This is a genomic window from Bremerella alba (assembly GCF_013618625.1).
GTDB lineage: Bacteria > Planctomycetota > Planctomycetia > Pirellulales > Pirellulaceae > Bremerella > Bremerella alba.
Genome location: NZ_JABRWO010000005.1, coordinates 99,973 through 124,876 on the forward strand (window position 1 = coordinate 99,973; position 24,904 = coordinate 124,876).

The following is a 24,904-nucleotide window of genomic DNA, read 5'->3' on the forward strand; positions in this document are numbered from 1 at the left end:
GGTTAGCTCTGTTCGAGCTTCTTCAGTCGCTCTTCTTTCTCCTTGGCCTCTCGGCGTTCTCGCTTGCGTTCTTCCTCGGTTTCGCGGTTAGATCCAAGACCGACCACGATAATCCCCACGACAACGCTGAGAACAACCGAGATGTAGTTCAGCACCCAGTTCTTACCGGCTTCTTCTTCACCCTCTGCCTGGGCAAACACGGGATTGGAAATCACGTGGAGCGACAGCAGTGTAAGAAGCACCAGCATTAGGCGAAGCTTTGGCATGGAGAAATCCTGCAAGCGAATTTGGCAATTAACGAGAACTGTAGTTTAACCAGAACTGACAAGGCCGCAAAACCAGTCTTCAGAACATTTTGCCCACCGGCGTAAATGCGATAACGTGCTATCCGATCATTGTTGACTGGGTGCGGCGGCATATTCGCGTGCGGGAAGCGACTCGAAATCATCCTCTGGCAGGCCATCCGACGGCTCTTCGTCTTCCTCATCACGCCGCCAGGGGGACACCAAGCCTTCGTACGTTTCGACCGTCAGGCTAAACAGGCTGGGCACCAGGATCAGCGTTAAGAACGTCGACACCAGCAAGCCGCCAAGCACCACACTGCCCAGTCCGCGATAGAGTTCGCTACCGGACCCAGGAAACAGGACCAGCGGCATTAGCCCCAAAACGGTGGTCATGGTGGTCATGAAAATAGGACGAACACGCGAGCGCACGCTTTCCAGAACCGCCTCGCGGAGGTCCATGCCATCTTCCCGCATATAATTGAGCGCCTGGTGCACGATCAGAATGGGGTTATTCACCACCGTCCCAATCAGAATGACGAAACCGAGCATCGTCAGCACATCGAGCGACTGCAGATAAAACACATTCAATAGGGCCAACGCCATCACGCCGCCGACCGCCCCCAGGGGGACCGACAAAATAATGACAAAGGGATAAATCCACGATTCAAACAGTGCTGCCATCAACAGATAGGTGATTAAGAGCGCCAAGAGGATATTGATCCAAAGTGCATTCCACGTATCGGTCAGTTTGTCAGCCGTTCCCGAAAGCCCCACGCGATAACCATTGGGAACTTTCCCGTCGGCGATCATCGGGTCGACCAACTGTGTGGAGATCAACTGCATGGCGTTCTCCAGCGGCATTGCCTCGGGGGGTGAGACTTCGATGGTGATCGAGCGGAGACGTTCTCGGTGGTTGATCTGTTCGGGACCGCTGCTGATGTTCACATTGGCCAGGGCGGCCAGGGGAACAAGCTCGCCGCCGGGGGTCGCAATCGGCAAGCCACCAATCTTTTGCGTGCTATCGGCGAAGTTCGTTTCGCCCATGATAGTGAGGTCGATCTTCTTACCGTCCAGGAAGTAATCGCCGGCGTAGGCACCGTCGATCAGTGCATTGGCTGTAAAGCCTAAGTCGGCACTGCTGACCCCCATTTCTGCGGCCTGGACCAGCTTTGGCTCGATATGCAGTTCCGGGCTGGAAAGGTCCAAGCTCGGCACGGGGCGAACCTGGGCATCGGGAATGAGCCCCTTGCCAGCGAATGGCCCGGCTCCTTTGACCCGCATTAGCATCTCAGTCCCCAGATCGACCAGTTTAGGCAGTTCCGGCCCGGTGATTTCAATTTCGATGGTACGGCCGGCAGTCAGCCCACGTTCAAAGAGACTCGACTGCTTGGCCACCGCGAAAGTCCCAGGGAGTTTCGCCCCCACACTGGAAACTAAGGGTACCAGTTCGCCGCAGCGCTGGTCGTCGTAGGTTCGTAGCCCCATGAAAACCTGCCGACCGCGAGCGACAAAGAAGAAGTCGCTGATCGCCGGGTATTCGGCATTTTGAACCTCTGGATCGTTCGGATCGATATCCCAGTAAGGACGCAGTTCTTCTTCGACCGTTTCGCCCAGGGCCATCAGTTGATCGATGTTGTAACCCGGAGGGGGAAGTAAAATTCCGAAGACCAGATTCCGGTTGCCGGTAGGAAGATACTCGACCTTCGGCCACAGTGCCCAACTGATACCGACCGTCCCAACGAGAATCAAAGAGATCACCGCCACACGACGCGTCACGCTCCCCATCAACCAGCGATTGACGCTGACAATAGCCTCGATCGTTGAGTTGCCGGCATTGCCGATACCTGCTTCGATGCCCGAGGTCGCGGTCGCGGATTTATGCGGCAATTTGCCGTTTCCATTCCCATTTCCTGACGCACTGTGTTTCCGTTTCGGGGTACTGTGGAAGAGTCGCGAGGCAGCTGTCGGAATCACCGACATCGATACGACCAACGAAAGCGCGACGGCCGCACTGATTGCCAAGGCAATGTCTCGAAACAACTGCCCCGCTTCTTCCTGAACAAACACGATCGGTAAAAACACAGCCACTGTCGTCGCCGTCGAAGCGAACACCGCCCCCCACACCTCTTGCGTACCTTTGGCGGCCGCTTTCATGGGAGGATCGCCCATTTGATAGTGACGATAGATATTCTCGAGCACCACCACGGCGTTATCGACTAGCATCCCCACAGCAAACGCCAAGCCGGCTAGGCTAATCACATTCAACGATCGCCCCAGGGCCCCCAGGATTAAGAATGTGCCGATGATACTGGTAGGAATCGCCAAAGCGACCACCAGAGCGCCACGTGCGAACCAGAAGCCTGCCGTGATGAGCAAAATTAAGCACGGAACAAACAACCAACTGCTGACGGTGGCCGAACCAATCGCCAGGGCCATCGCCGGTGGAATGAGTAGCAAAGTGCGAGCGCCCAGATGCAAAAACAGCATCAGCACGCAAATTGTCAACGCACCACCAATGAAGATATTCTGTTGAACCAGATCTACCGACGAGTAGATGTAGTCGGTTTCGTCGTAAACTTGCACCAATTGCAAGCCGCGCGACTTGAGCAGGCCTTCGTCTAGTTCTTCGCGCACTTGCCGTAAGCCAACCATCACATCCAGCACGTTAGCGTTCGTTTCGCGCACGCAGTTGATACCAATGGCCGACTCGCCAAAACGCCGCATGATGCCGGTAGGCTTCTTATAGCCATGATGCACTTCGCCAATATCACGCACGTAAACCGGAACGCCGTCGCGTACGGCTAACAATTGATTCTCGACTTGCTCGGTGGTACGGAATTGCCCCAACGTGCGCACGACCCACCGTCGTTTGCCTTCCCAGAAGTCGCCGGCCGAGGTGTCTTCGTTCTGGCCAGATAATACGCGGCGAACATCCGAGACTGTCAAACTACGAGCCGCCAATCGTTCGGGATGCACGACCACCTGGATCTCGTCTTCCAGACCGCCGATCACGTTCGACTGCGATACGCCTTTGACGCGTTCAAAGCGGGCCTCGATTTCGTCTTCAGCGAATCGCTTGAGGGTCTGAACGTCGAGCGATTCCGGCGGCATCAACTCTTGGAATTCTGGATGCTTGTCCGCCGCGCGGCGGAGCTTTAACATTTGAACACCTATGTTGGGTGCGAACTCGACTTCGTCGACTGCCTCTTTGAGCTGGGGATAGCTTTTGCGCAGTTCGGCATATTGCTCGGGGGAAGGACGTCGAGCACTGAGCACAAACCAGGCGATCGGGCGATCGGAAGAGTTGGCCGTACTGATCACCGGTTGATCGGCATCTTCGGGATAGTCAGGCACCTGAGCGAGGCGGCTATTCACCTTGAGCAGGGCCTCGTCCATGTTGGTTCCCACCAGAAACTCAAGCGTGATCTTGGCCGACGAGTCGCTGCTCTCCGAAGTCATCTTGCTGATGCCTTCGACGCTCTTGAGCTGCTCTTCCTGCTCGACGACGATCTCTTGTTCGATTTCCTGAGGGCTCGCTCCCGGCCAGCTGGTTTCAATCGAGATGGTGGGGGTCTCGACCTCAGGCGTCAAAGCCATCGGCATTCGAAAGAGAGCAACCGTTCCGAAGAGGGCTACCAAAAGCACCCCTACAGAGACTTTCACCGGATTGTTAAGGAAAAATTGAATCATCGAATTAGCTTTGCTTGCGGTGGGGAGGGACTGTATTGATCTTCAAGCGAAGAGAGGAGGGGCACGGCGATTAGCGACCGGCAGAACTTGTCGGGGTAGTCGCTGGCAATACGGTGACCGGTTGGTCCGGTCGAAGACGTTCGTTGCCGTGCGTTACCACGTTCATGCCAGGCTGCAATTCGCCCATGACTTCAATATCCGTTCCATCATGAATGCCGAGTGTCACCGGCACCATTTTGGCTACTTGTCCCTTCTCGGCCGGAGCAATCACGTACACAACCTTGGAACCTCGGTTGAGGACGACGGCGTCTTTAGGAATCAGCATGGCCAGCTTGGTTTCACTCGTCTGCAGCATGACATTGCCCATCATGCCGGCCTTCAGCACCGGTTGGTCTTGCTCGAACTGATTGGGAACACGCACCTTAACGGGGAAAGTACGAGCCCTGACGTCTGCCTGGGGAATGATGGCAACGACCTTACCGGGGAACTTACGCCCGGGATAAGCGAAGACTTCGACTTGCACTTCTCGGCCCAGCCGAACGTAGGGGATGTCCTGTTCCGGCACATTGGCTATGACATCCACTTCGTCCAGTTTGGCGACTTCGGCAATCGCACCACCGCTGGTCGCCCATGCTCCGATCTCGGTCGACTTCTTCACCAAGTAGCCATCGAACTGCGAACGGATGGTGTACTTTTTGATCCGATCGTTAAGCTCTTGCACGATCGCTGCTTGCACGGCGACGCGTGCTTCGGCTTGCTTGAGTTGCTCTGGGCGAGGACCTTCTTCGGCCAGTTCGAAGGCTTTGAGGGCGTCCATGTATTCTTGCTCGGCAGCATCGGCGGCAGAAACCGCTTCATCAAACGTTTCCTTCGAGGTTACGCCCCGTTTTTCGTACAGTTCGACCGCTCGATCACGTCGCAGTTTCATATACTGTTTACGAGCCTCGGCGGCTCGCATGCGGGCTTGTATTTGCTCGACTTCCAAGGGTCGAGTGCCGTTTTGCACTTCTTCCAGTTCTGCCTTGCGGACATCTAACTCGGCATCCGCCGCATCGCGTATTAGTGAGATCGTATTAATCAGCAGTTGCGCGACCGGTTTCTCCGCTTCGACGAAATCGCCTTCCTCGTAATTGAACTCGACCACGCGTCCGTCAACCGCGCTGCCCAGAACTGCGTGCTTCGAGGGGTGCACCGTGCCGACGAATGTTTTATACGAAGCAATCTCACGCTGCTGGACCGGCACAGCACGGACCGGGGACTGGCCCCAAGCGGGAGCATGCAAGAGAGTAAGAATCAATCCGCAAATAAGGGCGGTCGAGGAGCTGATCTTTTTCATGATGAATTGGCCGAGGTTTCTTCTTGGTGGGCAGGCTGGACGCTTTCGCCCAGATTGAGGAGGACTTGGCTTAACAGGCCGTGCAGCTTTTCTATTTCATCCGAGGACATGCCGCGCGTGGCTTCCTGGCGCACCTTGTTCAGTACCGGGACAATCTTCTCCCAAACGGGCTCCGCCGCAGGTCCCACATCGAGAAACTTCTTGCGGCGGTCTTTGTTACAGCTAGTTCGCACAATCCATTGCATCGACTCCATCCGAGTCATAATACCGGCAAGGGTAGGGGGCTCGATCGTCATCCGCCGAGCGAGATCGCTCTGAGTGAGCGGCCCTTCACACTTCAGCCAGGCAATGACCTGAAACTGTCGGAAAGTGATCCCGAAGGGTCGCAGCTCAGCATCGACACGCTGCTGGTAATGGTGAGCCGAGAGGGTTACCCAATAACCGGTGCTGGCATGGAAGTCGTACGTCATAAGATAAGGCAATCGCGGTACTTAGTTAGGCTACCTAAACAATTATGGTGATCTACCTGTCCCCTGGTCAAGGGAAATCTGCTATCGCGCAGCACGATTCCTACAATCGTTAAACTCTTGAAGGCCAATTGACGATGACAACCGTGACGCGGTGACTTGCGCCGTGCGCCGTGAATCACGATGTCACGCTAAGTAGGGGGCGAACATGACGCTCATCCAAGGCCATCCATTGAAGTCCCAAGTTTGCTTAACGCGACTTTCCGCGCACTTAATTGCTGCTGCATTGTTGGTGGGTGGAATGCACTCTGCCTCGGGCCAAGATGCCGCTGGGCAGCGCTGGTCGACCAACAACCCGCCGACACCGGCGTCGGTTCACGCGTCTGAAAAGCCGCAAGACAAGGATCTTCGTCGCTTACCCCCCATCGACCAGGAGGGAGCGAGCACACCGAAACCATCTTTCATTACGCCGAGCGAAAAAACGGCTGCCACACCAGAAATTGCGGCCAAACCGCAATCGGTGGCCATGCCTGCAAAAAAAGCCGATCCGGTCAATTGGTCGAGCCCCAAGGTTGTGATTGGCCCCGAAGGGTCTTCCCGAACGGTCAGCCACGAAGAACTCGTCGCAGCTCCGCAGCCGCAAATCAAAAAATCTCGCTATTCGAGTGCTCTGCAGCCGAAACCAGCGGTGAGTGCTTCCACCGGCCAATCGCGTTTCACGCAAGCAGCCCCAGAGAAACCTAAACCGGAAGCCAAGCCGCCTGCCAGCAAATCGTCGGCCCCTGTCTTTGCCCGAGTCTTTGACGAAGAATTCGAGACGCCGGGAATCACGCAGCCGGAAGTCGCCACCACCAACGACGATAGTCTGTCCCCTATCTTCGCTTGCCGATTGCTCGGCTTGCGAGCGACCAAGTCAGAAGCCAATACGCTTCGATAATGTCGCCCGGTTGAAAGGAAGCGTGAATTCTTCAATCATGAGTCTCGCAGCCGAGGGCCGTTCTCCCTCAGCGTAACCCATGACGAGAAGAGGACTTCACCCTGTGACCGATCCGCCGCAATCCCTACAACAGCGCATCGACGTCATCTCCGACGACGTCGAAACCCCGGTCGTTCAATTGCGTGACATGGTCTCGCACTTCGTCGCCGAGCGGGACTGGCATCAGTTCCACGCCCCGAAAAACATCAGCATGGCCCTGGCCGTCGAAGCGGCCGAACTGATGGAACACTTCCAGTGGATCACCGTGGAAGCATCCCGGGCCGATATCCCTGCGGAAAAGCGAGCCGCCATCGGAGAAGAAATCGCCGACGTGATGTGCTATGCGATGGCCTTATGCAACGAAATGGGCTTTGACGTGGCGACACTGATGCGCGAAAAGATGAAGAAAAATGTGGCGAAGTACCCGGCGGATGAGTTTCGCGGGCGGTACGGGAAAGAGGATTCGCCGTCGGAGTAAGCTTGCCGTGTTTCGCTTAAGACACGACGACGATGACAATCAATAAAATGAATAGCAGGTTGACCATCATTCCTGCGATGGCATGTGGACGAATGCTAGAAATTCTCCACCCCATCACAACAGCGTAAATCGAATACGCGATGCCACATACCACGCAGGCAAGCATAGCGATCACTAAGCCGATGTCCATGACTCGGTTTGTCGCTACGTAGAGCGACTAAGAGACTCCCAATAAGCTGAAGGCGACTCCGGGTAAAATCCAAACCAACCGAGCCCTCCACAGCACTACGCTAAAACGTTTTCGCGATAGGCTCGGCCCGCCGGTTTCAGAGGGCGATTGAAACAGAATACCCTCTTTTTAATTCATCGAATGATCTAAACCGCGTAGGGAGAAGTCGCCAGGTAAACCAGCAGATACAACACGCCACCGACAATCGTCATTAACACGAAGTTTGCGGCGAGCCCTCCTACGACATGCGGCAACAGGGTGCGGAAGCTCTGTGACCAGAACATCCCGTAGATGGTGAACAAGATCCCGCCGATTAGGCACAAGAAGACGCCCATCAGCAATAAAAAATTGAGCGAGGTCGAGACGACGAAGATCGCCGTCAGCAGCATCGCCCCGAAAAGCCCGAGGCCGATCAGCGGCAGTAGCCACCCCAGCCGAACAAGATGCACGACACTTTCCAGCGGCACGCTCGGATCGCTTGCCGCGGTGGGGGACTCGAACGGGTTGTCTTGATCGATTCGTTCCATGGGCAATTTCTACCAGATCAAGGGGACACTTCCCATGCGAGAATAGGCGTCCCGGGTAGTCGTATACGCTCATTCCGGCCAAAATAAGGGCGAAGCATAACCACTTGGCCCCTGAAATTAGATTCACGGAAACTCTGGCATGGATACCTTCGACGCCATCTACGGCCGCCGGTCGATCAAGCATTATCACCCTGAACACGAACTGACCGATGACGAGATCACCAAGCTGATGGAAGCGGCGATCCAGTCGCCAACTTCGTTCAATATCCAGCATTGGCGTTTCGTGCTTGTTCGCGATAAGGAAACACGCCAACAGCTTAAAGCGGCTGCCTACAACCAGGCCCAGGTCTCGGATGCGTCCCTGCTGATCGTGCTAACTGCCGATATGCATGCCTATAAGAAGGAGCCGGAACGTTACTGGAAGGATTCGCCGCCGGAAGTGGGTCAGAAGTTGGTGGGCATGCTGGTCGGCTTGTACGACAACAAGCCGCAATTGCAGCGGGACGAAGCGATGCGATCGATGGGCATTGCCGCTCAGACCATCATGTTGGCCGCCAAGAGCATGGGCTACGACACCGGGGCTTTGGTCGGCTACGACCCGAACAAGGTCGCCGAGATCATCAACTTGCCCGAAGACCACGTGCTGGGCATGATGATCGTCGTCGGCCAGGCCACGCAGAAGGCCTGGGGCAAACCGGGGCAGTTATCACAAGACGATGTAATCGTGCACGATAAATTCCCGAAAGAAGTTTAAGCATTCACCGGATAGCTTAGAAAGTAACGGTGCGATCTAAAATGAATTTCGGGGCCACCCCGAGTTGGTGGAAGCTCCGATCTACGAAGCACCTTTTTTCGGTCTTGGAATTTTGCCGCCGGCTCGGGTGCGGCGGCCGCGTTTACCACCTTTGCCCCCACTTCCACCTTCGACATCGCTCTTCTTTTTACCGACCGAATCTTCCATCTTCGAAATTCGATCGCGAATGGACGCGGCTCGCTCGAACTCGAGGTTCTCGGCTGCTTCCAGCATTTCAGTCTGCAGTTCGTTGATGAATTCCTGCGTGATAATCTCGGAGTCATCATTGCGGCCGACGGCTTCGTTCGCTTTACGATGTGCGTCCGCTTCTGACTCGATACCGCGGCGGATATTCTTCTTGATCGTCTCTGGCGTGATATTGTGCTCTTTGTTGTAGGCCTGTTGAATTTCACGACGTCGGGCCGTCTCGTCGATTGCACTTTGCATGGCCGCAGTCATTTTGTCCGCGTACATGATCACCTTGGCATTCACGTTACGAGCCGATCGCCCGACGGTTTGAATCAACGAGGTTTCGCTGCGCAGAAAGCCTTCCTTGTCGGCATCGAGAATGGCCACCAACGAAACTTCCGGCAGGTCGAGACCTTCCCTCAACAGGTTCACCCCGACCAAACAGTCGAACTTGCCTTCACGAAGATCACGCAGCAGTTCAACTCGCTCGAACGCGTCGAGTTCGCTATGCAACCACTTACACGGAACCCCTTTTTCGTTGAAGTAGTGCGAAAGATCTTCGGCGAGTCGCTTGGTCAATGTGGTCACTAGCGTTCGCTCGCCGGCGACAATGCGGGCCCGGATCTCTTCCAACAAGTGCGGTACCTGACCACGAGCCGGGCAGACTTCAATCACCGGATCGAGCAATCCGGTCGGGCGAATGATTTGCTCGACCACTTCGCCGGTTGTCTTTTCCAACTCGTACTTGGATGGGGTCGCTGAGACGAAAACCGTTTGGTTCAGGATGCTTTCCCATTCCTCGAACTTCATCGGCCGGTTATCCATCGCGCTGGGCAGGCGAAAACCGTGCTCGACCAAATTCATCTTGCGGCTGCGATCGCCATGATACATGGCCGAGATCTGCGACACCGTCACGTGCGATTCGTCGACAAACAACAGGAAGTCATCCGGAAAGAAGTCGTATAGCGTGCTCGGCGGAGCCCCCCTGGGACGCCCCGACAATGGCTGGCTATAGTTTTCGATCCCCGGGCAGAAGCCCACTTCCTGCATCATCTCCAGGTCGAACCGAGTTCGCGCGTTAAGCCGCTGGGCTTCGAGCAACTTGCCGGCCTGCTTCAGCTCTTCCAGGCGGCCGTTGAGTTCTGCGCGGATATTCGCCACGGCCTTTTCGATACGTTCTTCTGGCATCACAAAGTGCTTTGCCGGATAGATGAACAGTTGATCTTGCTGGCTGATGATTTCGCCAGTGGTGGGGTTAATGATCGCCAACTGCTCGACTTCGTCTCCCCACAATTCAATGCGGTAGGCGAACTCTTCGTACGAAGGCCAGATCTCCAGGCAATCGCCTCGAACACGGAACTTCGATCGTTCGAAGCCGACGTCGTTCCGTTCGTAAAGGATGTCGACCAGGCGGGAAAGGATGTCATCGCGATCGACCATCTGCCCCTTACGAATGCTGACCATCATCTTCTTGTAGTCGTCGGGCGAACCCAAGCCGTAGATGCTGGACACGCTCGCCACGATGATGACGTCGCGGCGACTGACCAGAGCACTGGTCGAAGCGAGACGCAGACGATCGATCTCATCGTTGATCGAAGCATCTTTCTCGATGTAGATATCGCGCTGCGGAATGTACGCTTCCGGCTGGTAATAGTCGTAGTAGCTGACGAAGTAATGAACCGCGTTGTTGGGAAAGAAGTCTTTGAATTCCGAGTAGAGCTGGGCGGCCAGGGTTTTGTTGTGTGAGATCACCAGCGCTGGACGCTGCATGTTTTGGATGACGTTCGCCATGGTGAACGTCTTGCCGGAGCCCGTCACCCCGAGCAGACATTGGTGCTTCTTGCCAGCCAGGATACCCTCGGTCAGGGACTTAATCGCGGCAGGCTGATCTCCGGCGGGCTTAAACTCGGATGCTAGCTGGAATTCCACTCCGTCTCCCTTTCCTCTTCTCGACTGGCCTCGGCAACCGCCGGCAGATTGCTAGGCAAACATGCTGGCGGAAATGCGCTACCCCGAATCGATCTATTCTAACGACTCTGCTGCAGACTTGGGGGGACTACTCCCCCATGCTTCCTAAAGATGCCAGCAACTCGCCCATTTCTCCGGCGGCATGGGCATCGCCTTGCTGGCGAGCAATCTCGATCCCTTCGCGGAGAACCGTTCGCGAATCCTCTATCTCACCCATCTCCGCTAACATCTGGCCACACATAAACCATGCCGCCACATAGGGGGGAGCACCGCGCATCAGCTTCTCGAACTCGGCTCGGGCTTGGTCGTGGCTGCCTTCTTTACGCAATTCCATGGCCAGACCATAGAGCAGGAAGGTGTCGCTGGGGTCGTTTTCTAACAAGCTGAGGATCTGTTGTTTGCGTGAATTCGTCACGAAGTTGTTGCTCTCATTAGGATTACGTCGAACAGGAACATTCCGAACAGGATACCTAAACCATCCATTCTCCGAAATCCGAACAATTCTTTAAACCACTAATATTGGAATGACCGATACCCAGATAGGAATCCAAATATTGTTTCGATGGGTGACAGGAAATTCAATGATGCATCGTAGCGCAATTCTGGGAACCGCGGGACTCATCCTGCTCGCCGCCCTCGGCCACATGGTCATTTCGGGACTGATGCCTCAACAGGAAGTTTCGGCCGAGACGAAGAAATCGGTTGTTCACGAGTTTTCGACTCCTGCGCCCAGCCGCTTTACTGCGCCGGAAAGCTCTGTGCCGTTGCAGCCCATGCCGGCTCGGATTAGTTCTCAGCCCATGTCGTCGATCGATACCGGTATGCGACTGACTTCAGGTGAAGAGTCGACACAGCCGTCCAGCCGTCGTCGAGTAACCACCTCGCAATTGGAAGCGCCGACCGAAGTCGAACCGGCCCCGGCCGCGAATGCACCGGCGGGTCTGCCGTCTTCGCTCGACGAAGCGCTGAGCCGTTTCCGTGACAATCCGGTTTCGATTGGCAGCGAGCCCGAGCAAACCAAATCAGCCCCTGAGCTGGAAGCACCGGCAGACAAACAGCCACCAGCATCGCCGATGCCCAAGCCTGCGGCCCCAACCCAGGCGAACCCCTATCGCTTCCAACCTAGCTCAGCCGCGAACGAAGCCCCAGCGGCCAATGGAGCCGCATCGATCGGCGCGACGCCTTCGGCAGTGAAGGAAGACCCCAAGCCTGAATTAAAGCCCGAGCCAAAACCTGAACCTAAACCGCAATCGACTTCACCGCAACCCACGGCCATTCCTCGGCAGACGCTTTCTACCGTCGAGACGCCTGCTCCGAAGCCTCAACCGGCGCCCACTTCCACAGCGTTGTTCACTGTCAACAGCCCGGTCGTAGTCGTCGATGCAGCAGGGCCCAAATCGCTGGTCATCGGCAAGCCGTCGACCTATCGCATTCATGCTCGCAACATGGGCGATGCCAGTGCTCGCCAAGTAACAATACAAATGATTCTACCCCAGGGCATTCAACTGCAAGACCTGCGTGGATCGCTTGGTTCCCCGCGTCAGGTGACGTCGCAAAGCGGCATGATGGCTGTTCAATGGGACATTCCCGTTCTGCCAGCTCATAGCGAAGGATCGCTCGACCTGGGATTGGTCGCTACGCAAACGCGTCCGTTTGAGCTGGGCATGGAAGTCGCCTACGCTCCGTTAAGTGCGAAATCGTCGATCTCAGTGCTTGAGCCGAAGCTCGACATGGTGATCGATGGCCCGCAGGACATTTTGTTTGGCGACTCGCAGATCTTCAAAGTCATTGCTAAGAATACCGGGACCGGCCCAGCCGAGAACGTTTCGATTACGATCATGCCGATCAAGAAGGGGCAAAACCCGACGGTCATCGATTCGATCGGAACGATTGCCCCCGGCGATCAGAAAGTCATCGAATTGGAGCTGACCGCCAAGCAGGCTGGTACGCTTGCCTTGCGAGCGGAAACGTCTGCTGACAACGGATTAAGTGCCGCTGCTGCCCACGACGTTTTGGTGCGTCGCGCCGAACTGGCCGTCAATGCCCAAGGGCCTGGGATCAAGTACGCCGCGACGACGGCCTCTTACACGGTTGTCGTTGTGAACTCCGGAAACGCTCCGGCGAGCAGCATCCTAGTCGAAGCTCAGCTTCCGACGGGGTCAAAGTTCGTATCGGCTTCGCACGGTGGTACGCTCGACGAAGCATCTGGCCGCGTGACCTGGAACTTGCCGAAGTTGGAAGCCGGCACCCAACAGCCACTGCAGGTTGTTAGCACGTTAATGGTCGAAGGAAACAACATCTTGCAGGTCAGTGCCAACGCCGATCAGGGGCTCTCCAGCCGCCACGAAATGATCACTCGCGTGGAATCGGTCGCCGACTTGAAACTGCTGGTAAACGATCCGACCGGTCCAATTCCGGTGGGTCAGGAAGTCGAATATGAGTTCAGCTTGAACAACCGCGGCACGAAGGAAGCCCGAGGCGTGAAGGTCACCGTCAGCTTCGGCAGCGGTATTGAGCCTGTTTCCGTCGAAGGTGGCAAAGGGACGATCCAGGGCGATGTGGTTCAACTAAACACGATTCCGGCCGTCAACGCTGGGCAAGAGATCGTTGTCAAAGTGAAAGCCCGCGGACGTAGCGAAGGGAATCACACCTACCGGGCCGAAGTTCGCTGCGACGATCCAACGACCCGCCTGGCAATTGAAGAGTCGACTCACTTCTATGGGGCGGCCATTCAAACAGCTTCGCCTCAGATGCCAGCGACACGGTTCCAACAGCAGCCACCTGCCCAGGCACCCACTGGCAATGCTCCGGCACCGCTGAGCCCAACCCCATTCAGCCGCTATCAGTAAGCGGCACTAAGGGGCATGACGGCTGATTAGGGGGCGAAGATCGTATCGAAAGATCGCCTCCTTTTCGGGAACCGACATCAGCAACGCATCTTGCCACAGTGCCAGCCCGAAGACGCTGTTGCTGCGACACGAGATCACTTCCAGCAGCTTGCCGCTGTCCGTATCGATCACCGCGACTTCCCCTCGGTCCCACAGGCTGACATACAGCCAGTTTCGGCGATCGATCGCGATATGGCCAAGTCGACCAAGCTCTTCCGGGTTTTGAACGTCTAGCAGTAGATTTAGAAAGTACGCGGCAATCTTTTCAGATGCGCCGTCTTGTGGATCGGTTCCATAGATCGATATTTGCCCCCGACCAGACTCGGCAAGGTACAGCGTCTTTCCGTTGGAGCTCAAACAAATTCCGGTCGGTTGGTCGAGCTCATCGGCCAGTAGCACGGGACGATTCGTCACGACATCGAATCGGTATAGAGCCCCGTTGGGTCCCTCGCTCGAGGCCCGTTCCGGCTCTGAGAAATAGATATTTCCACCAGGGCCAATGTCGATGGCGAACAGCGAGTCGAAACGACGACCTTGGATTCGGTCGGCGAGTGTGGTCACCATCTTCGTTTCAGGCGTATAACGCAGCACACGGCCACGCTCGGAGTCGAGCACGAGAATACGCTGATCGTCATCCAGCGCGATACCGACCAGAGTCGAGGCTTTGTCTTGGTCTGCGGCGGCCTTCGGAGCATCGAAGAGCAGGGCGGCTCCCTCTTCTTCACTGATCTTGCCGACCGCCCCCAGGTGCCGATAGTTGGTTGCCAGGACGTTTCCTTGATCGTCGAAGCATAGCGCCGTATGGCCGGCCAGGCCAGTTGCGAAAAGCTGGCACGACCTTGCCGCTGGAGTTTTCGGTTCATCCGAATGGGCAACTGCTGCCCAGGCCAGACAGCTCGTGACGGCCAGGAGGCGAATCAATCGAGATGTAGTAATGGAACACATATCAGGAGGAGGCTTGAGGAGGAATTCGTATGACGATCCTTGTCCCGCATGCTTCATCCGTTGAAGTCTTCCAGGAACTTAAGCCTGATCGGAATGCCGCTCGAATGCCAGGGGTTCGTCGGCACGCGGGTCGCCAATTTTGACAACCAACGACCCATCCAACAGGTCTTCAATCGTTTGACCGATGACTTCGGCCCGCCACCCTTTAGCCAGGGGTGGTAACTCTCCGGACTTATCTAAATGATAGGCCACCAAATCTCGCACGTCTTGAATGGTACACGCCAAGCTGGGGGCAATACGGGCCTCGCGGCAGATGCTTCCCAGTGCCGCACTGAGAAATTGCCCAAGCACGGTGTACTGCGAATTGGCGTTGCCCCGATGATTGGTGGGGCAGTCTTCATCCGGCAGTTCGATGGCCCGGCGAACGCAATCGGCCAGGTCATCGATATACGGATCGAGATCGCGGCGATTCATTCCGCGTAATGCTTTGATCTGCGAAACCTTGGCTGACTTGCGTTTGGACAGTTCCACCATCAGGTCGTCACGCAGGATGCGACGAGGTGGGACGTTCTGAGACTTTGCGTGGTGATCTCGCCAAGTCCAGATTTCGCGTACGATGGCCAGCGAGCGGCGATTCAAGTTGCCGATCCCCGAAACACTACGCCATCCGGGTCGCATGGAATACTCTTCCCAGATCGTTTGGAAACGCGACATCTCGGCTTCCATCCAACTGGTTCGGCCCAAGTTCTCAATTTCTTCGGCCAGTTGCTGATAGATTTGGTCCAGATAAATGACGTCGTTCAAGGCGTATTCGATCTGCAGCGTGGAAAGAGGGCGACCACGCCAGTTCGTGCGTGTTTCTCCCTTGGGAAGTCTTTCTCCCAATTGCCGAGTGATGAGATTGCCCAGCGAGATGGGGAACTCCATCCCGATCAGACCGGCGGCGACCTGCGTGTCGAACAGCCGCGTCGGTCTTTTGCCGGTTGCGCGAAAGCAGAACAGGAATTCTTCCCGCGCCGCATGCGCCACGACAGTCACGTCGTCACTGGTAATCAGATCCCAAAAGGGAGTTAGATCGAGCATCCCCTTGGGGTCGATGACGGCCAGCCCCGACTTGCTTGCCACTTGAATGAGACATAAGTCGGGCAGGTACACATCCTCCGAAATAAACTCGGTATCGAAGAAGATATGCTTGTCAGCGGCCAGTTGTTGGCACAGCGTTTGTAAGTCACGGTCGTGACGGACGTAGGTGTAGTCCACCGTCGTATCGCTTCTCATCCGTGGAAAGTTTGAGACTACGCGGTCCAATCCCCGCAGTTACCGCTAACTAGTATCGGATAAACTTTCGCAGGCCGCAAAGGGTGAAAGTGCCCAATGCGACGAAAACTGACAGCGAGACCGACTTCTAAAGAAGAAAGACCAGCGAGACGATGCCCAAAATGGGCAGTAAGATCGGAACGCTGAAGAACAAGACATAGCCAAAGAAACTCGGCATCTTGACGCCACTTTCTTCGGCGATGGCACGGACCATAAAGTTCGGACCGTTGCCGATATAAGTCATTGCTCCCATAAATACCGAACCCAAACTGATCGCAACCAGGTTGATGTAATGTGATCCGGAGGTGTTCTCGATAGCCGCGTTCAACGCCGCCGCATCCATATTCGGGAACGCCGTCTTGAAGAAGACCAGGTAAGTTGGGGCGTTGTCTAATATTGAAGAGAGCCCGCCGGTAATCCAGTAAAACTTCATAGGTGTGTCGATACCCAGGCTTGGACCTTGCTCGTTTAAGATCTCTAAAGCTGGTTGCATACAGATGAAGATGCCGACAAACAACGCCGCCACTTCAACGATCGCGTGGTAGTTGAAACGGTTTTCATTGCGAACTTGCTTGCTTCCCAACCATAAGCTCAGACCAACCAAAGCCAGTTGAACAATCTCGCGGAGATAGACGAACGGATACCAACCAATGCCTGGCAGCGGCTTGGTTGGATCGAGCAAAGCGACTGAGAAGATCACACCCACAAGCAATAAAGCATTAGGCCAAAGCCCTTGAATCCGCAGCGGAGTCGTCCGCACTTCATCACGCAAAACGTTTTCGGCGTCTTCTTTCGGATAGTAGTAAAACTTGTCCACCACCACATACAGGATCAACAACAATATATTGGTTAACAGCCATGGCTTCCACAACGCCGTCATCGTCCAAAGGAAGTTAACCCCTTGCAGGTAACCCAAAAACAGCGGCGGGTCGCCGATCGGCAGCAAGCAGCCACCACAGTTACAGACCACAAAGATAAAGAAGACGACGGTATGCTGTCGGAAGCGGCGTTCCTTGTTGGTTTCCAGCAAAGGGCGAATCAGAAGCATGGCCGCACCAGTGGTACCGATGAAGCTGGCCAATAAACCACCAACGAGCATGAATGCGGCATTGGTGGTCGGGTGGGCCTTCAAGTCGCCCGAGATACGGATACCGCCGGAGATCACATAGAGTGAAAACAAGAGCACGATAAATGGAATGTATTCGCCCATGATGGCATGATCAATTCGATGCCAGGCGGCGCCCATGCTGGCGCCCTCGTAGATGGTCATGTAGTAAATCAACGTGACGACGGCCAGACCTACCGAGACAATCAAGCGATTCGTATTGCTTTCCCACCAATGCTCGGTGAACTTCAAGAGCGGCAAAACCGCGATTGAACCCAGCAAGAGCACAAAAGGGGCAACCGCCCAAGGGTGAGGTAATGGATGACTGCCGTGATCGCCATGAGCTTCGCCTGCATGGGGGTCGGCATGTTCATCATGAAGATCGTGAGCAAGGGCCGCGTCGTGATGGGCCTCGGCAGCGGCATGCGTGTCCGCTGCAGCTTTCGGAGAAGTCGTCCAACCGGCGACCGATGCCACGGCATAAGCGACCAGCAAGACAACGATGCCGAGCAGCAAAGGTTTATCCGAGCCTGAGCCGCCTGAGTGATGATCGTCCACCGTCTGGTGTCCTCCGAGAATTCCGTTTATTTCGGTCGATGTGATTCCAGCTTGACCCATGCTTGGTCACCTTCTTCTTGCCTAGGAAAGGTGTTACACAAATTACCGGTACCTGCGGAGACAATCCGGCCAAATATCGCCGATTTGAGGCATGGTAAGTGTGCCAAACGTTAGGTTATGCTGGAGCGATTTAAGCTATCAGAGCTAGGTTTTCATGCCAAGGTGGCACGCTGGCGGGAACCCGATACGGATTATCACGGATTTACCGCTGATACCGTGGGACAGCCCGATTTGCAGATTTTTCCTGTTTAGCGTCGAATTCTTTATTTCCTCACGAAACGACTTGTTGCATGCAGTTACTGGTCAGCGTACGTAGTCTCGAAGAAGCCAACTTGGTCGGTGGCGCAGGGGTCGATCTCATCGATCTGAAGGAACCTCACTATGGCTCGCTGGGAGCAACGTCTTCGGAGATTTGGCAAGCGGTCGTAAGCCAATGGCACAAACGCAGTCCGGTTAGCTTAGCCCTAGGGGAGCTGTCTGGCGTTTGTTCCGTCGACAAAGTGCCGCAGGAGACCCATAGCGTAAAAATCGGCCTGGCCCACTGTGGCCGCACCCCAGGCTGGCAAGACAAGCTATCCGCCGTGATCGAGCAGCTACCCGGGAAGGTCCATCGCGTTGCGGTGCATTACGCCGACGCACACCTGGCAGAATCGCCATCGCTAGACGACGTACTGAATATGGCACTTCAGCTCGATTGCCAAACTTTCTTGGTCGATACTTTCGACAAGTCAGCGGGCTCAGTTTTCAACCATCTGTCCACAACGCAGCTAGAGAAATTGCGTGAGCGGCTGCATTGCGAAGGGCGTCAATTTGCACTCGCGGGATCACTACTTGCACACCATTTACCCTCAGTGGTGCAGATTCAACCAGACATCGTGGCGGTAAGGGGCGCCGTTTGTCATCGAGAGCGAACAGGTGAAATCGATATCAAGTTACTTCGGTCTTTCCGAGAGCAGTTGCGAGTTGCTTTCCAACACAAAACGAGAAAAGTACTTTCTCGCGGTTAGTCATTCTTTGTCCCCACTGGTGGTGGACTTACCGCGAAAGTCTCGACAAGTTGCTTGACTTTTGCATTTCGGGTTTCGATACTGGCGGATCGTTCTATGCTGCCGACTCGGCTTAGACAGAACGTAGATATATTCCGCTTCACTTGCCTTGCAAGGAGAAATCGACAGTGCCAAGTTCCGTTCTCGACGCGATTCGCCTAGGTATTTGGGATTACGAACCGGAGAAAGTGGAGTCGAATCGATTTGATTCGACGGGTGCTCTACCAGGATCGAACGAAAAGTTAGATATCTTGGCACGTCGTCTCGCTGATGGACTCCCCCTGTGGCACCCCGAAGATCGTCGCTCTTACGACGACACCATCAAGGCTGAAGAATAAGCCGGCGAACGATGCCAACAGTGCTGATCGCTTATCCACGGCTTGCATTCCTGGTTTAATCAACGAAAATTGGGCTAGTAACACCGCATTCGGAAGCCAATAACGAAGAGACACATCATGCCTGGGTTCAAGGTTGAAGTTCCCCATCCCCTTGGTCAAGAAGAAGCCGCAAGTCGCGTCAAAAGCCTGCTCGAGCACTTACGGGGACGTTTCGACGGGCAGGTCAAGGACATGCAACAAACCTGGACCGAAGAAGATGTGATGCAATTCTCGTTCAAGACAGCTGGCCTGACCATCAAAGGCGAGATGGACGTGCAGCCAAATTCGGTGGTCGTGTCCGGCGACTTGCCATTTGCCGCGATGTTGTTCAAAGGCCGCATTGAAAGCTCGATCAAAGAAGAGCTTGCCAAGTGCCTGAGCGAACCGGCCTAGTTATTCGAGCCAGACCTTCACTTCGCGATGAGGGTCGGTCAACTCGAAGACATCTCCCGGGACGTACCCTCTTCGGCGGACGTCCCTTACGATTTCGACCAGGTCGATACGTTCTTGTTTGATCCGCCGCAACGTCTCGTCGTCGAGAAACTTCTCCAGGCGATCGATTGCCGCAGCCGCTAACGTGACACTGGCTTTCAATTGACCGTCTCGCAAGACCTGCACTTTCAAGTGCTTGGCTAACGCTTTGTAATCTTGCGTGGGTAGGGACGGCAGGTTCAATTGGCCCATCGCGTGTTGGTGCGTAGCAACATGCGACTGCAGTGCGCGGCACCAAAGCACCTTGGCATCGAGCCCGGCGAGATAGGTGATCATCGCGTGGAACGAGCGAAGCAGGTATAGCAGCCCAGGAGGCCCCGCAATACGAAAGTTCATTCGTTCGTCTCCGAGCAAATCATTCAGCCGTTCGCTCAATCGCCAGTCGCTTGTGTCGTATGGGTGATCGACGCAGAAGGGCTCTAGCAGCACACGGCTCAAAGCTGGCAGACGATCGGCGATCGGCTCAAGCAGTTCGTGGCGGAACCCGAGTGCGACCAGAAAGGGAAGGGGAGCCTCGCTTTGCTGGCGAGTGGCCTGGATGTATCGTAACAGCGTAATCCGCTCGGTCACATTCATGTGGTACACCGACCCAAAGTCGTACAAAACGATCTTCGGACCATCGCTCGTTCGTAGGAAGCGAACATTGCCAGGATGCAAATCGGCGTGCAATTGCCCATGCTCAAAGAGACTCTCGAGAAACCAGAAGAGCAAGCGGCGCCCCAGCACCGTCTTCTCTTCAGGACTCCATTGCGACTGAACCTCTTGCCAGGTCTCGCCATCGATCCACTCAGACACGAGGATGTTTTCGCACGACAATTCTTGCTCGACACGCGGGACGATCACCCACGGACTTCGCCCCGGACCATCAGCAAAATCGGCTTGAGCAGTTGCTTCCTGGCGATAATCGAGTTCAGTCTTTAACCCTTCCAGGATCGTGTGGCGATATCCCTCCAGGTTAAATCCGTCTGACAGATTTCCGAACGGCTTGGCCAGCCAGCCAATCGCGGCCAGATCGGTCATGACGGCATTGTGAATGCCTGGGTATTGAATTTTGATCGCCAGTTTTCGACCATCGTGCCTCGTGGCCGCATGCACTTGTCCCAGAGACGCCGCTTTGCCGTGGGGGTCGATCTCTTGAAATAGTGTATCGGGGTCGATATCCCACGCGGTCTGCAAGATCGGCCGTATGGCCGACCAGGGCAGGGGATCGGCCGACTCGTAGAGAGAACCGAAGGCATCTTGCTCCGATGGATCGGCAGAGAAGGCCATCATCTGGCCCATCTTCTGTGGCAGTCCTCGCATTCTTCCCAGGCGATCGGCAACTAGTTTCTGGGCGGCCAGCTGGGCCTTCTCGTCGTGTGACCAGCGAACCTTAACCGCGTCTTTGGCAAGTTGTGCGTAGTTCCAGGTACGGCGAATCGACTCGACTGGCATGGCTAATCGCCCCCATTGATCATCCAGAAGAAGGGGCCTCTTCCAAGCAGGCCCTTGCCACTTCATCGTCCCTGTTTGCCTGCCAGCGTGAGCGAACAGGCGTCTGTTACGGTTATGTGGACTCTGCCGACAACTACGTGGACGCGCGGAGCGTTTCTCGCATCTTAGGATCTGGCAGGAACAAGATTTTCCAGTTCAACGTTTCTCTGCCTTGCAGGAAAGTGGTCTGACAAATCAGCACGTCGGTGGTCTCTTGAACCTGCTCCATGAGGGCCTGCTGTAGCACGCAGACACCGTAGTCTTGTAGAAAAATCGGAGGAGATGGAACGAATTCACTGTTCACTAGGCGAGCAATCGCATTGAAGTAAGCACAGCCAAGGATGTTGCCGGTTTCATTTAGGGCCGATCGCTCTAGCTCGGACCACTCTGATTCAGTCGAAACATCTTGCTTGAACAGCGATGCCGCCAGGCGTCGACCGTTTTCCTCGTCGAAGGTGAGAATCATCGTTCCCCCGATCTCTCCTTCGATCGTCAGGACGACCATCGTCAGCAAGTCCATCCCAAGATCAAACTCTTGAGATACCATCTCTATTGGTATCTCGCGAACGCAATCTAAGGACAGCGATATCTTTCCGCCAGTCCAGACGCTCATGGCTTGCGAAGCTTCTTCGGTCGCCGCACCCAGTACTTTCTGGAGCATCGGTAGCTGATGGGAATCTGCGCTAGTGATCATATCCATGAGTCGGGTCCTAACAAACAGTTGTTTCCACCTGGCTGCGGATGGCCAAATCAATGACCGCAACCGGATCGAGGATAAGAGCGACACGGCCATTGCCCAGCACACAAGCGCCGGCAATGCCTTCGACGTTCTGATAGTTCTCGGCAAGCGACTTCACGACGACATCCTCTTCACCCAAGATTCCATCCACAACTAGCCCTACCTCTCGGCTGTCATTGCGGATAATGATCATGGTGACATCCCCTTGCGAAGTCATCCGCTGAGTTGGCTCGCTCCATTGGAACGTATTGTGCAGTTCAACCACAGAAACGGGTCGTCCACGAACCATAGCCGTTTCTTTGCCATGAACCGTTCGTAGTTCATCGCGTCGGAAGCAAACAATCTCCACGATCGATTCGACAGGAATCGAAAACAGATCGTCATCAATTCGAGCCATCAGGCTCGGCAAAATTGCCATGGTCAACGGCAGCTTAATGGTAAAGACGGTTCCTTCGCCATGCTTGCTATCGACTTCGACGACCCCATTGATCGATTCGATCTTGGCACGGACGATATCCATCCCCATGCCTCGGCCAGAAATCTCGGTGATCGCCTCGGCAGTACTAAAGCCTGGCTCCCAGATTAACTGGTAGATCTGTTGGTCGGTCATGCGGTCGAGATCTACCTGCGTGACGAGACCTTTCTCGATAGCCTTTTTGGCAATTTTTTCTCGGCTCAATCCGCGGCCGTCATCGTTCACTTGAATGACGATACTGTTGCCGCGATGAAATGCATTGAGCGTGATGGTGCCACAGGTCCCTTTCCCGGCGGCGATTCGATCTTCCGGCAATTCAATGCCGTGATCGGCCGAGTTGCGAACCATGTGAATCAGCGGGTCTCCTAACTCATCGATCATGCGTTTATCGAGTTCGGTCTTCTCCCCGTTAATTTCAAGCGCGATCTCTTTGCCGTTGGTTCGTGAAATGTCTCGCACCACACGGCGAAAACGCCCAAACAAAGGACCGATCGGGACCATTCTCGTATCCATGATCGTCTTCTGAATGCCATCGGTAACGCGGTCTAACTGGTGAACGGCATCAAAGAAGCTGGTCATTCCCGAACGAATGGCATCCATTCGTCGCATCTCTTTATTGATAGCTTCAAGATTCTGCTGAATCTTCCGAACCTGAGCATAGACTGCTCCGATCTCCTTGGCTTCCCTTTTCGCTTTGCCACCACCCGTTTCCCCCAGCAACTTTTGGCACATGAGGTCGGTGGAATCGAGCCACTGCTGACATTGTTTATGCGGGACGGCATCTCGCAGGTTTTCGCCCAACTGATTGAAACGGGCTTTGCTAATTACCAATTGTCCGGCCAGGTTCATTAACTGATCAAGTCGTTCGATATCGACTCGCAGTGTTTCAGCTGGCTTGGCATGGGATGATTCTGCAGGCTTGCCAACGTTTGCCGCAACCGGCTTGGCTTCAAGGACCTTGGCTTCCGGCACCTTGGGGATCGCAATCTCCTGCTTCACAGGCGGTGCAGCGACCTTATCCGTTTCCAATTCAACATGCGGAGCTTCCCTCGGCAAATCGTTCTTCTGCTCTTCTTGCGTCTTAGGAACAACGCTTTGGTCGCGTTCGAGTTGCGTTATCTGAACTTCCATGACACCAGAAACGTTCAACAGACTATAAATCGCTGTGTCTTCTAGTTTTGTAATCAGGCCGATTACGATTCCTGATAGCTCGCTGATGGAATCAAGCTCGCTCCTCTGAGGACTCGTCAGAAGGACTTTGCCATTTCGGGCCAACTTCTCGCAAAGCAGTTGGGCCTTGAGACCGACTAAGGGGACGCTGCTCGCCAACTGAACTTTTGCAATCAATAAGCGATCGGCATCATTTTCGAAGTGGTCGCCGGCAAGTTGCAGAAGCTCTTGCGGATCTAACATATCCGGCTCGTTACTCGGTTCTTCTTCGCCGGCACTTTCGACAGGTTCGCTGACCGACTCGCATTCGGCTTCCGCAGCAAGCAATTCACTGGCACACGTGGCAAAATCAACTTCCACCTGCTCGCCACTTCGAAGACCTTTTAAGTAGGCACGCAGGGCATCGGCGCAACTCAGCAGGGCATCGATCAGGAAAGGATCTAAGCCTTTTTCGGCATCTCGGTGACGTTGCAAAACGTCTTCCATCATATGAGCCAGCTTGGCAGGTCGATTCAGACCGATGGAAGCCGCTGAACCTTTAATGCGATGCGATGTGCACATCAGCGTGCGTACCGACTCTATCTGCGATGAAACATTCGATTCGAGCAACAAGTCGGCCATTTCATCCAGCGACATCTCGGACTCGTCAAGGAAGATCGCCATATATTTCGCGGGAACTTCGGCCTCGTCGATAACATCGGCGAACATTTCCGTGCAATCAAACGCATCAACTTGCGGCGAAGTAGCTGGCAGATCAGAGGCTGGTTCCATGATTGCTTCTTTTTCAGTCATTGGTTTTGGCTCAGTTTCCACAGAGGGTACAGGACTACCAAACGCATCATCGACGTCTCCTTGTGCCCCTTGCTCTTTCAGGGCTCCGCCTGCGACGAGCACCTCAGTGATTGCAGCAATTTGCGGCTCGCAGTCCAAATCATCGGATTGCGTGTCGCGGAGGTGGTCGATTAATTCACTCAAGCGATCTACGGATGCATAGACAACACCGACCACATTTCGTTCGATGGTCAGCTGACCACGGCGGGCAGCGTCGAAGACATTCTCGATGTTGTGCGTCAACCCATTGATACGAGGCAATCCCAACATCGCGGAAAGGCCTTTAATGCTGTGTGCTGAACGAAACATGTCGTTCAGCAATGCCTCGTCGATGGCGATGCCGGAGCCGGCTTCATCCTGAACCCATTGCTCCAATTCCATCAAACGGTCGTTGATTCGATCGATCAGTTGCGTCGACTCATCGAGGAAATCTGTCAACAAATCGTCGGAACAATCATCTTGCATCGCAGTATCGCTGTTCATTATCTTGC

At 55.0% G+C, this 24,904-nt stretch carries 20 protein-coding genes; 7 read left to right on the plus strand and 13 right to left on the minus strand.

Translation table 11 applies throughout. The annotated features are described in order from the left end of the window. Positions 1–2: 2 nt before the first annotated feature. The 4 genes from HOV93_RS10035 to HOV93_RS10050 all read right to left on the minus strand — a co-directional run bounded on the left by HOV93_RS10035 (position 3) and on the right by HOV93_RS10050 (position 5,780). Positions 3–266 carry a hypothetical protein gene (locus HOV93_RS10035; protein ID WP_207396366.1) on the minus strand — a complete coding sequence of 88 codons (264 nt, stop codon included), beginning with the start codon at positions 264–266 and terminating at the stop codon, positions 3–5. Positions 267–392: 126 nt separating this feature from the next. Further along, positions 393–3,974: an efflux RND transporter permease subunit gene (locus HOV93_RS10040; RefSeq protein WP_207396367.1), complete on the minus strand. Its 3,582-nt coding sequence runs from the start codon at positions 3,972–3,974 to the stop codon at positions 393–395. A gap of 70 nt (positions 3,975–4,044) precedes the next feature. After that, positions 4,045–5,310, minus strand: a complete 1,266-nt coding sequence (locus HOV93_RS10045) for an efflux RND transporter periplasmic adaptor subunit (RefSeq protein ID WP_207396368.1) — start codon at positions 5,308–5,310, stop codon at positions 4,045–4,047. Then, positions 5,307–5,780, minus strand: a complete 474-nt coding sequence (locus HOV93_RS10050) for a MarR family winged helix-turn-helix transcriptional regulator (protein ID WP_207396369.1) — start codon at positions 5,778–5,780, stop codon at positions 5,307–5,309. The genes HOV93_RS10045 and HOV93_RS10050 overlap by 4 nt, the downstream gene beginning before the upstream one ends. Positions 5,781–5,985: 205 nt before the next feature. On the opposite strand from HOV93_RS10050, the gene HOV93_RS10055 reads away from it, so the two are divergent. Together HOV93_RS10055 and HOV93_RS10060 are read left to right on the plus strand one after the other, a co-directional pair. Continuing rightward, positions 5,986–6,714, plus strand: coding sequence for a hypothetical protein (locus tag HOV93_RS10055; RefSeq protein ID WP_207396370.1), 729 nt, complete (start codon positions 5,986–5,988; stop codon positions 6,712–6,714). Positions 6,715–6,817: 103 nt separating this feature from the next. Continuing rightward, positions 6,818–7,231, plus strand: a complete 414-nt coding sequence (locus HOV93_RS10060; RefSeq protein WP_315853383.1) for a nucleotide pyrophosphohydrolase — start codon at positions 6,818–6,820, stop codon at positions 7,229–7,231. Positions 7,232–7,606: 375 nt separating this feature from the next. Here the strand turns inward: HOV93_RS10060 and HOV93_RS10065 are convergent, their stop codons facing one another. Further along, the gene (locus HOV93_RS10065) at positions 7,607–7,987 is read right to left on the minus strand and encodes a hypothetical protein (RefSeq protein ID WP_207396372.1); all 381 of its coding nucleotides are present in this window, start codon (positions 7,985–7,987) and stop codon (positions 7,607–7,609) included. A 139-nt stretch (positions 7,988–8,126) separates the two neighbouring features. Between HOV93_RS10065 and HOV93_RS10070 the strand changes: the two genes are divergently transcribed. Continuing rightward, the gene (locus tag HOV93_RS10070; RefSeq protein WP_207396373.1) at positions 8,127–8,741 is read left to right on the plus strand and encodes a nitroreductase family protein; all 615 of its coding nucleotides are present in this window, start codon (positions 8,127–8,129) and stop codon (positions 8,739–8,741) included. Between the two features lie 81 nt (positions 8,742–8,822). On the opposite strand, the gene uvrB is transcribed toward HOV93_RS10070, so the two are convergent. Together uvrB and HOV93_RS10080 are read right to left on the minus strand one after the other, a co-directional pair. Then, complete coding sequence (uvrB, locus tag HOV93_RS10075) at positions 8,823–10,898, minus strand: excinuclease ABC subunit UvrB (RefSeq protein ID WP_207396374.1); 2,076 nt, start codon at positions 10,896–10,898, stop codon at positions 8,823–8,825. A gap of 127 nt (positions 10,899–11,025) precedes the next feature. Beyond that, positions 11,026–11,352 carry a tetratricopeptide repeat protein gene (locus HOV93_RS10080; protein WP_207396375.1) on the minus strand — a complete coding sequence of 109 codons (327 nt, stop codon included), beginning with the start codon at positions 11,350–11,352 and terminating at the stop codon, positions 11,026–11,028. 166 nt (positions 11,353–11,518) lie between these two features. On the opposite strand from HOV93_RS10080, the gene HOV93_RS10085 reads away from it, so the two are divergent. Continuing rightward, a complete protein-coding gene (locus HOV93_RS10085) occupies positions 11,519–13,786 on the plus strand; it encodes a DUF11 domain-containing protein (RefSeq protein WP_207396376.1) in 2,268 nt (755 codons plus the stop codon). Between the two features lie 6 nt (positions 13,787–13,792). Here the strand turns inward: HOV93_RS10085 and HOV93_RS10090 are convergent, their stop codons facing one another. From HOV93_RS10090 to HOV93_RS10100, 3 genes are all read right to left on the minus strand, one after another. Further along, the gene (locus tag HOV93_RS10090) at positions 13,793–14,770 is read right to left on the minus strand and encodes an SMP-30/gluconolactonase/LRE family protein (protein ID WP_207396377.1); all 978 of its coding nucleotides are present in this window, start codon (positions 14,768–14,770) and stop codon (positions 13,793–13,795) included. 78 nt (positions 14,771–14,848) lie between these two features. Then, positions 14,849–16,048 carry a ribonuclease D gene (locus HOV93_RS10095; protein WP_207396378.1) on the minus strand — a complete coding sequence of 400 codons (1,200 nt, stop codon included), beginning with the start codon at positions 16,046–16,048 and terminating at the stop codon, positions 14,849–14,851. Between the two features lie 127 nt (positions 16,049–16,175). Further along, entirely contained in the window at positions 16,176–17,810 is a 1,635-nt protein-coding gene (locus HOV93_RS10100) for a sodium:proton antiporter (protein ID WP_207396379.1), read from the minus strand. A 290-nt stretch (positions 17,811–18,100) separates the two neighbouring features. Between HOV93_RS10100 and HOV93_RS10105 the strand changes: the two genes are divergently transcribed. From HOV93_RS10105 to HOV93_RS10115, 3 genes are all read left to right on the plus strand, one after another. Then, positions 18,101–18,817 carry a (5-formylfuran-3-yl)methyl phosphate synthase gene (locus tag HOV93_RS10105; RefSeq protein ID WP_207396380.1) on the plus strand — a complete coding sequence of 239 codons (717 nt, stop codon included), beginning with the start codon at positions 18,101–18,103 and terminating at the stop codon, positions 18,815–18,817. 167 nt (positions 18,818–18,984) lie between these two features. Next, on the plus strand, positions 18,985–19,194 hold the full coding sequence (locus HOV93_RS10110; protein WP_207396381.1) for a hypothetical protein: 210 nt from the start codon (positions 18,985–18,987) through the stop codon (positions 19,192–19,194). Between the two features lie 117 nt (positions 19,195–19,311). Continuing rightward, positions 19,312–19,626: a polyhydroxyalkanoic acid system family protein gene (locus tag HOV93_RS10115; protein WP_207396382.1), complete on the plus strand. Its 315-nt coding sequence runs from the start codon at positions 19,312–19,314 to the stop codon at positions 19,624–19,626. On the opposite strand, the gene HOV93_RS10120 is transcribed toward HOV93_RS10115, so the two are convergent. From HOV93_RS10120 to HOV93_RS10130, 3 genes are all read right to left on the minus strand, one after another. After that, positions 19,627–21,159 carry an ABC1 kinase family protein gene (locus tag HOV93_RS10120; RefSeq protein ID WP_207396383.1) on the minus strand — a complete coding sequence of 511 codons (1,533 nt, stop codon included), beginning with the start codon at positions 21,157–21,159 and terminating at the stop codon, positions 19,627–19,629. A 133-nt stretch (positions 21,160–21,292) separates the two neighbouring features. After that, positions 21,293–21,898 (minus strand): chemotaxis protein, encoded by a 606-nt coding sequence (locus HOV93_RS10125; protein WP_235990120.1) that lies wholly within the window; start codon positions 21,896–21,898, stop codon positions 21,293–21,295. Positions 21,899–21,908: 10 nt separating this feature from the next. Beyond that, the gene (locus tag HOV93_RS10130) at positions 21,909–24,896 is read right to left on the minus strand and encodes a chemotaxis protein CheA (RefSeq protein ID WP_207396384.1); all 2,988 of its coding nucleotides are present in this window, start codon (positions 24,894–24,896) and stop codon (positions 21,909–21,911) included. Positions 24,897–24,904: the final 8 nt, after the last annotated feature.

Bases quoted from the DNA above. Each gene is read 5' to 3' on its own strand.
- HOV93_RS10045 (WP_207396368.1), bottom strand. From the start codon at position 5,310: ATGAAAAAGATCAGCTCCTCGACCGCCCTTATTTGCGGATTGATTCTT.
- HOV93_RS10090 (WP_207396377.1), bottom strand. From the start codon at position 14,770: ATGTGTTCCATTACTACATCTCGATTGATTCGCCTCCTGGCCGTCACG.
- HOV93_RS10115 (WP_207396382.1), top strand. From the start codon at position 19,312: ATGCCTGGGTTCAAGGTTGAAGTTCCCCATCCCCTTGGTCAAGAAGAA.
- HOV93_RS10130 (WP_207396384.1), bottom strand. From the start codon at position 24,896: ATGAACAGCGATACTGCGATGCAAGATGATTGTTCCGACGATTTGTTG.
- HOV93_RS10100 (WP_207396379.1), bottom strand. From the start codon at position 17,810: ATGGGTCAAGCTGGAATCACATCGACCGAAATAAACGGAATTCTCGGA.
- HOV93_RS10085 (WP_207396376.1), top strand. From the start codon at position 11,519: ATGATGCATCGTAGCGCAATTCTGGGAACCGCGGGACTCATCCTGCTC.
- HOV93_RS10105 (WP_207396380.1), top strand. From the start codon at position 18,101: ATGCAGTTACTGGTCAGCGTACGTAGTCTCGAAGAAGCCAACTTGGTC.
- HOV93_RS10095 (WP_207396378.1), bottom strand. From the start codon at position 16,048: ATGAGAAGCGATACGACGGTGGACTACACCTACGTCCGTCACGACCGT.
- HOV93_RS10040 (WP_207396367.1), bottom strand. From the start codon at position 3,974: ATGATTCAATTTTTCCTTAACAATCCGGTGAAAGTCTCTGTAGGGGTG.
- HOV93_RS10120 (WP_207396383.1), bottom strand. From the start codon at position 21,159: ATGCCAGTCGAGTCGATTCGCCGTACCTGGAACTACGCACAACTTGCC.
- HOV93_RS10055 (WP_207396370.1), top strand. From the start codon at position 5,986: ATGACGCTCATCCAAGGCCATCCATTGAAGTCCCAAGTTTGCTTAACG.
- HOV93_RS10035 (WP_207396366.1), bottom strand. From the start codon at position 266: ATGCCAAAGCTTCGCCTAATGCTGGTGCTTCTTACACTGCTGTCGCTC.
- HOV93_RS10070 (WP_207396373.1), top strand. From the start codon at position 8,127: ATGGATACCTTCGACGCCATCTACGGCCGCCGGTCGATCAAGCATTAT.
- HOV93_RS10050 (WP_207396369.1), bottom strand. From the start codon at position 5,780: ATGACGTACGACTTCCATGCCAGCACCGGTTATTGGGTAACCCTCTCG.
- HOV93_RS10125 (WP_235990120.1), bottom strand. From the start codon at position 21,898: ATGGATATGATCACTAGCGCAGATTCCCATCAGCTACCGATGCTCCAG.
- HOV93_RS10065 (WP_207396372.1), bottom strand. From the start codon at position 7,987: ATGGAACGAATCGATCAAGACAACCCGTTCGAGTCCCCCACCGCGGCA.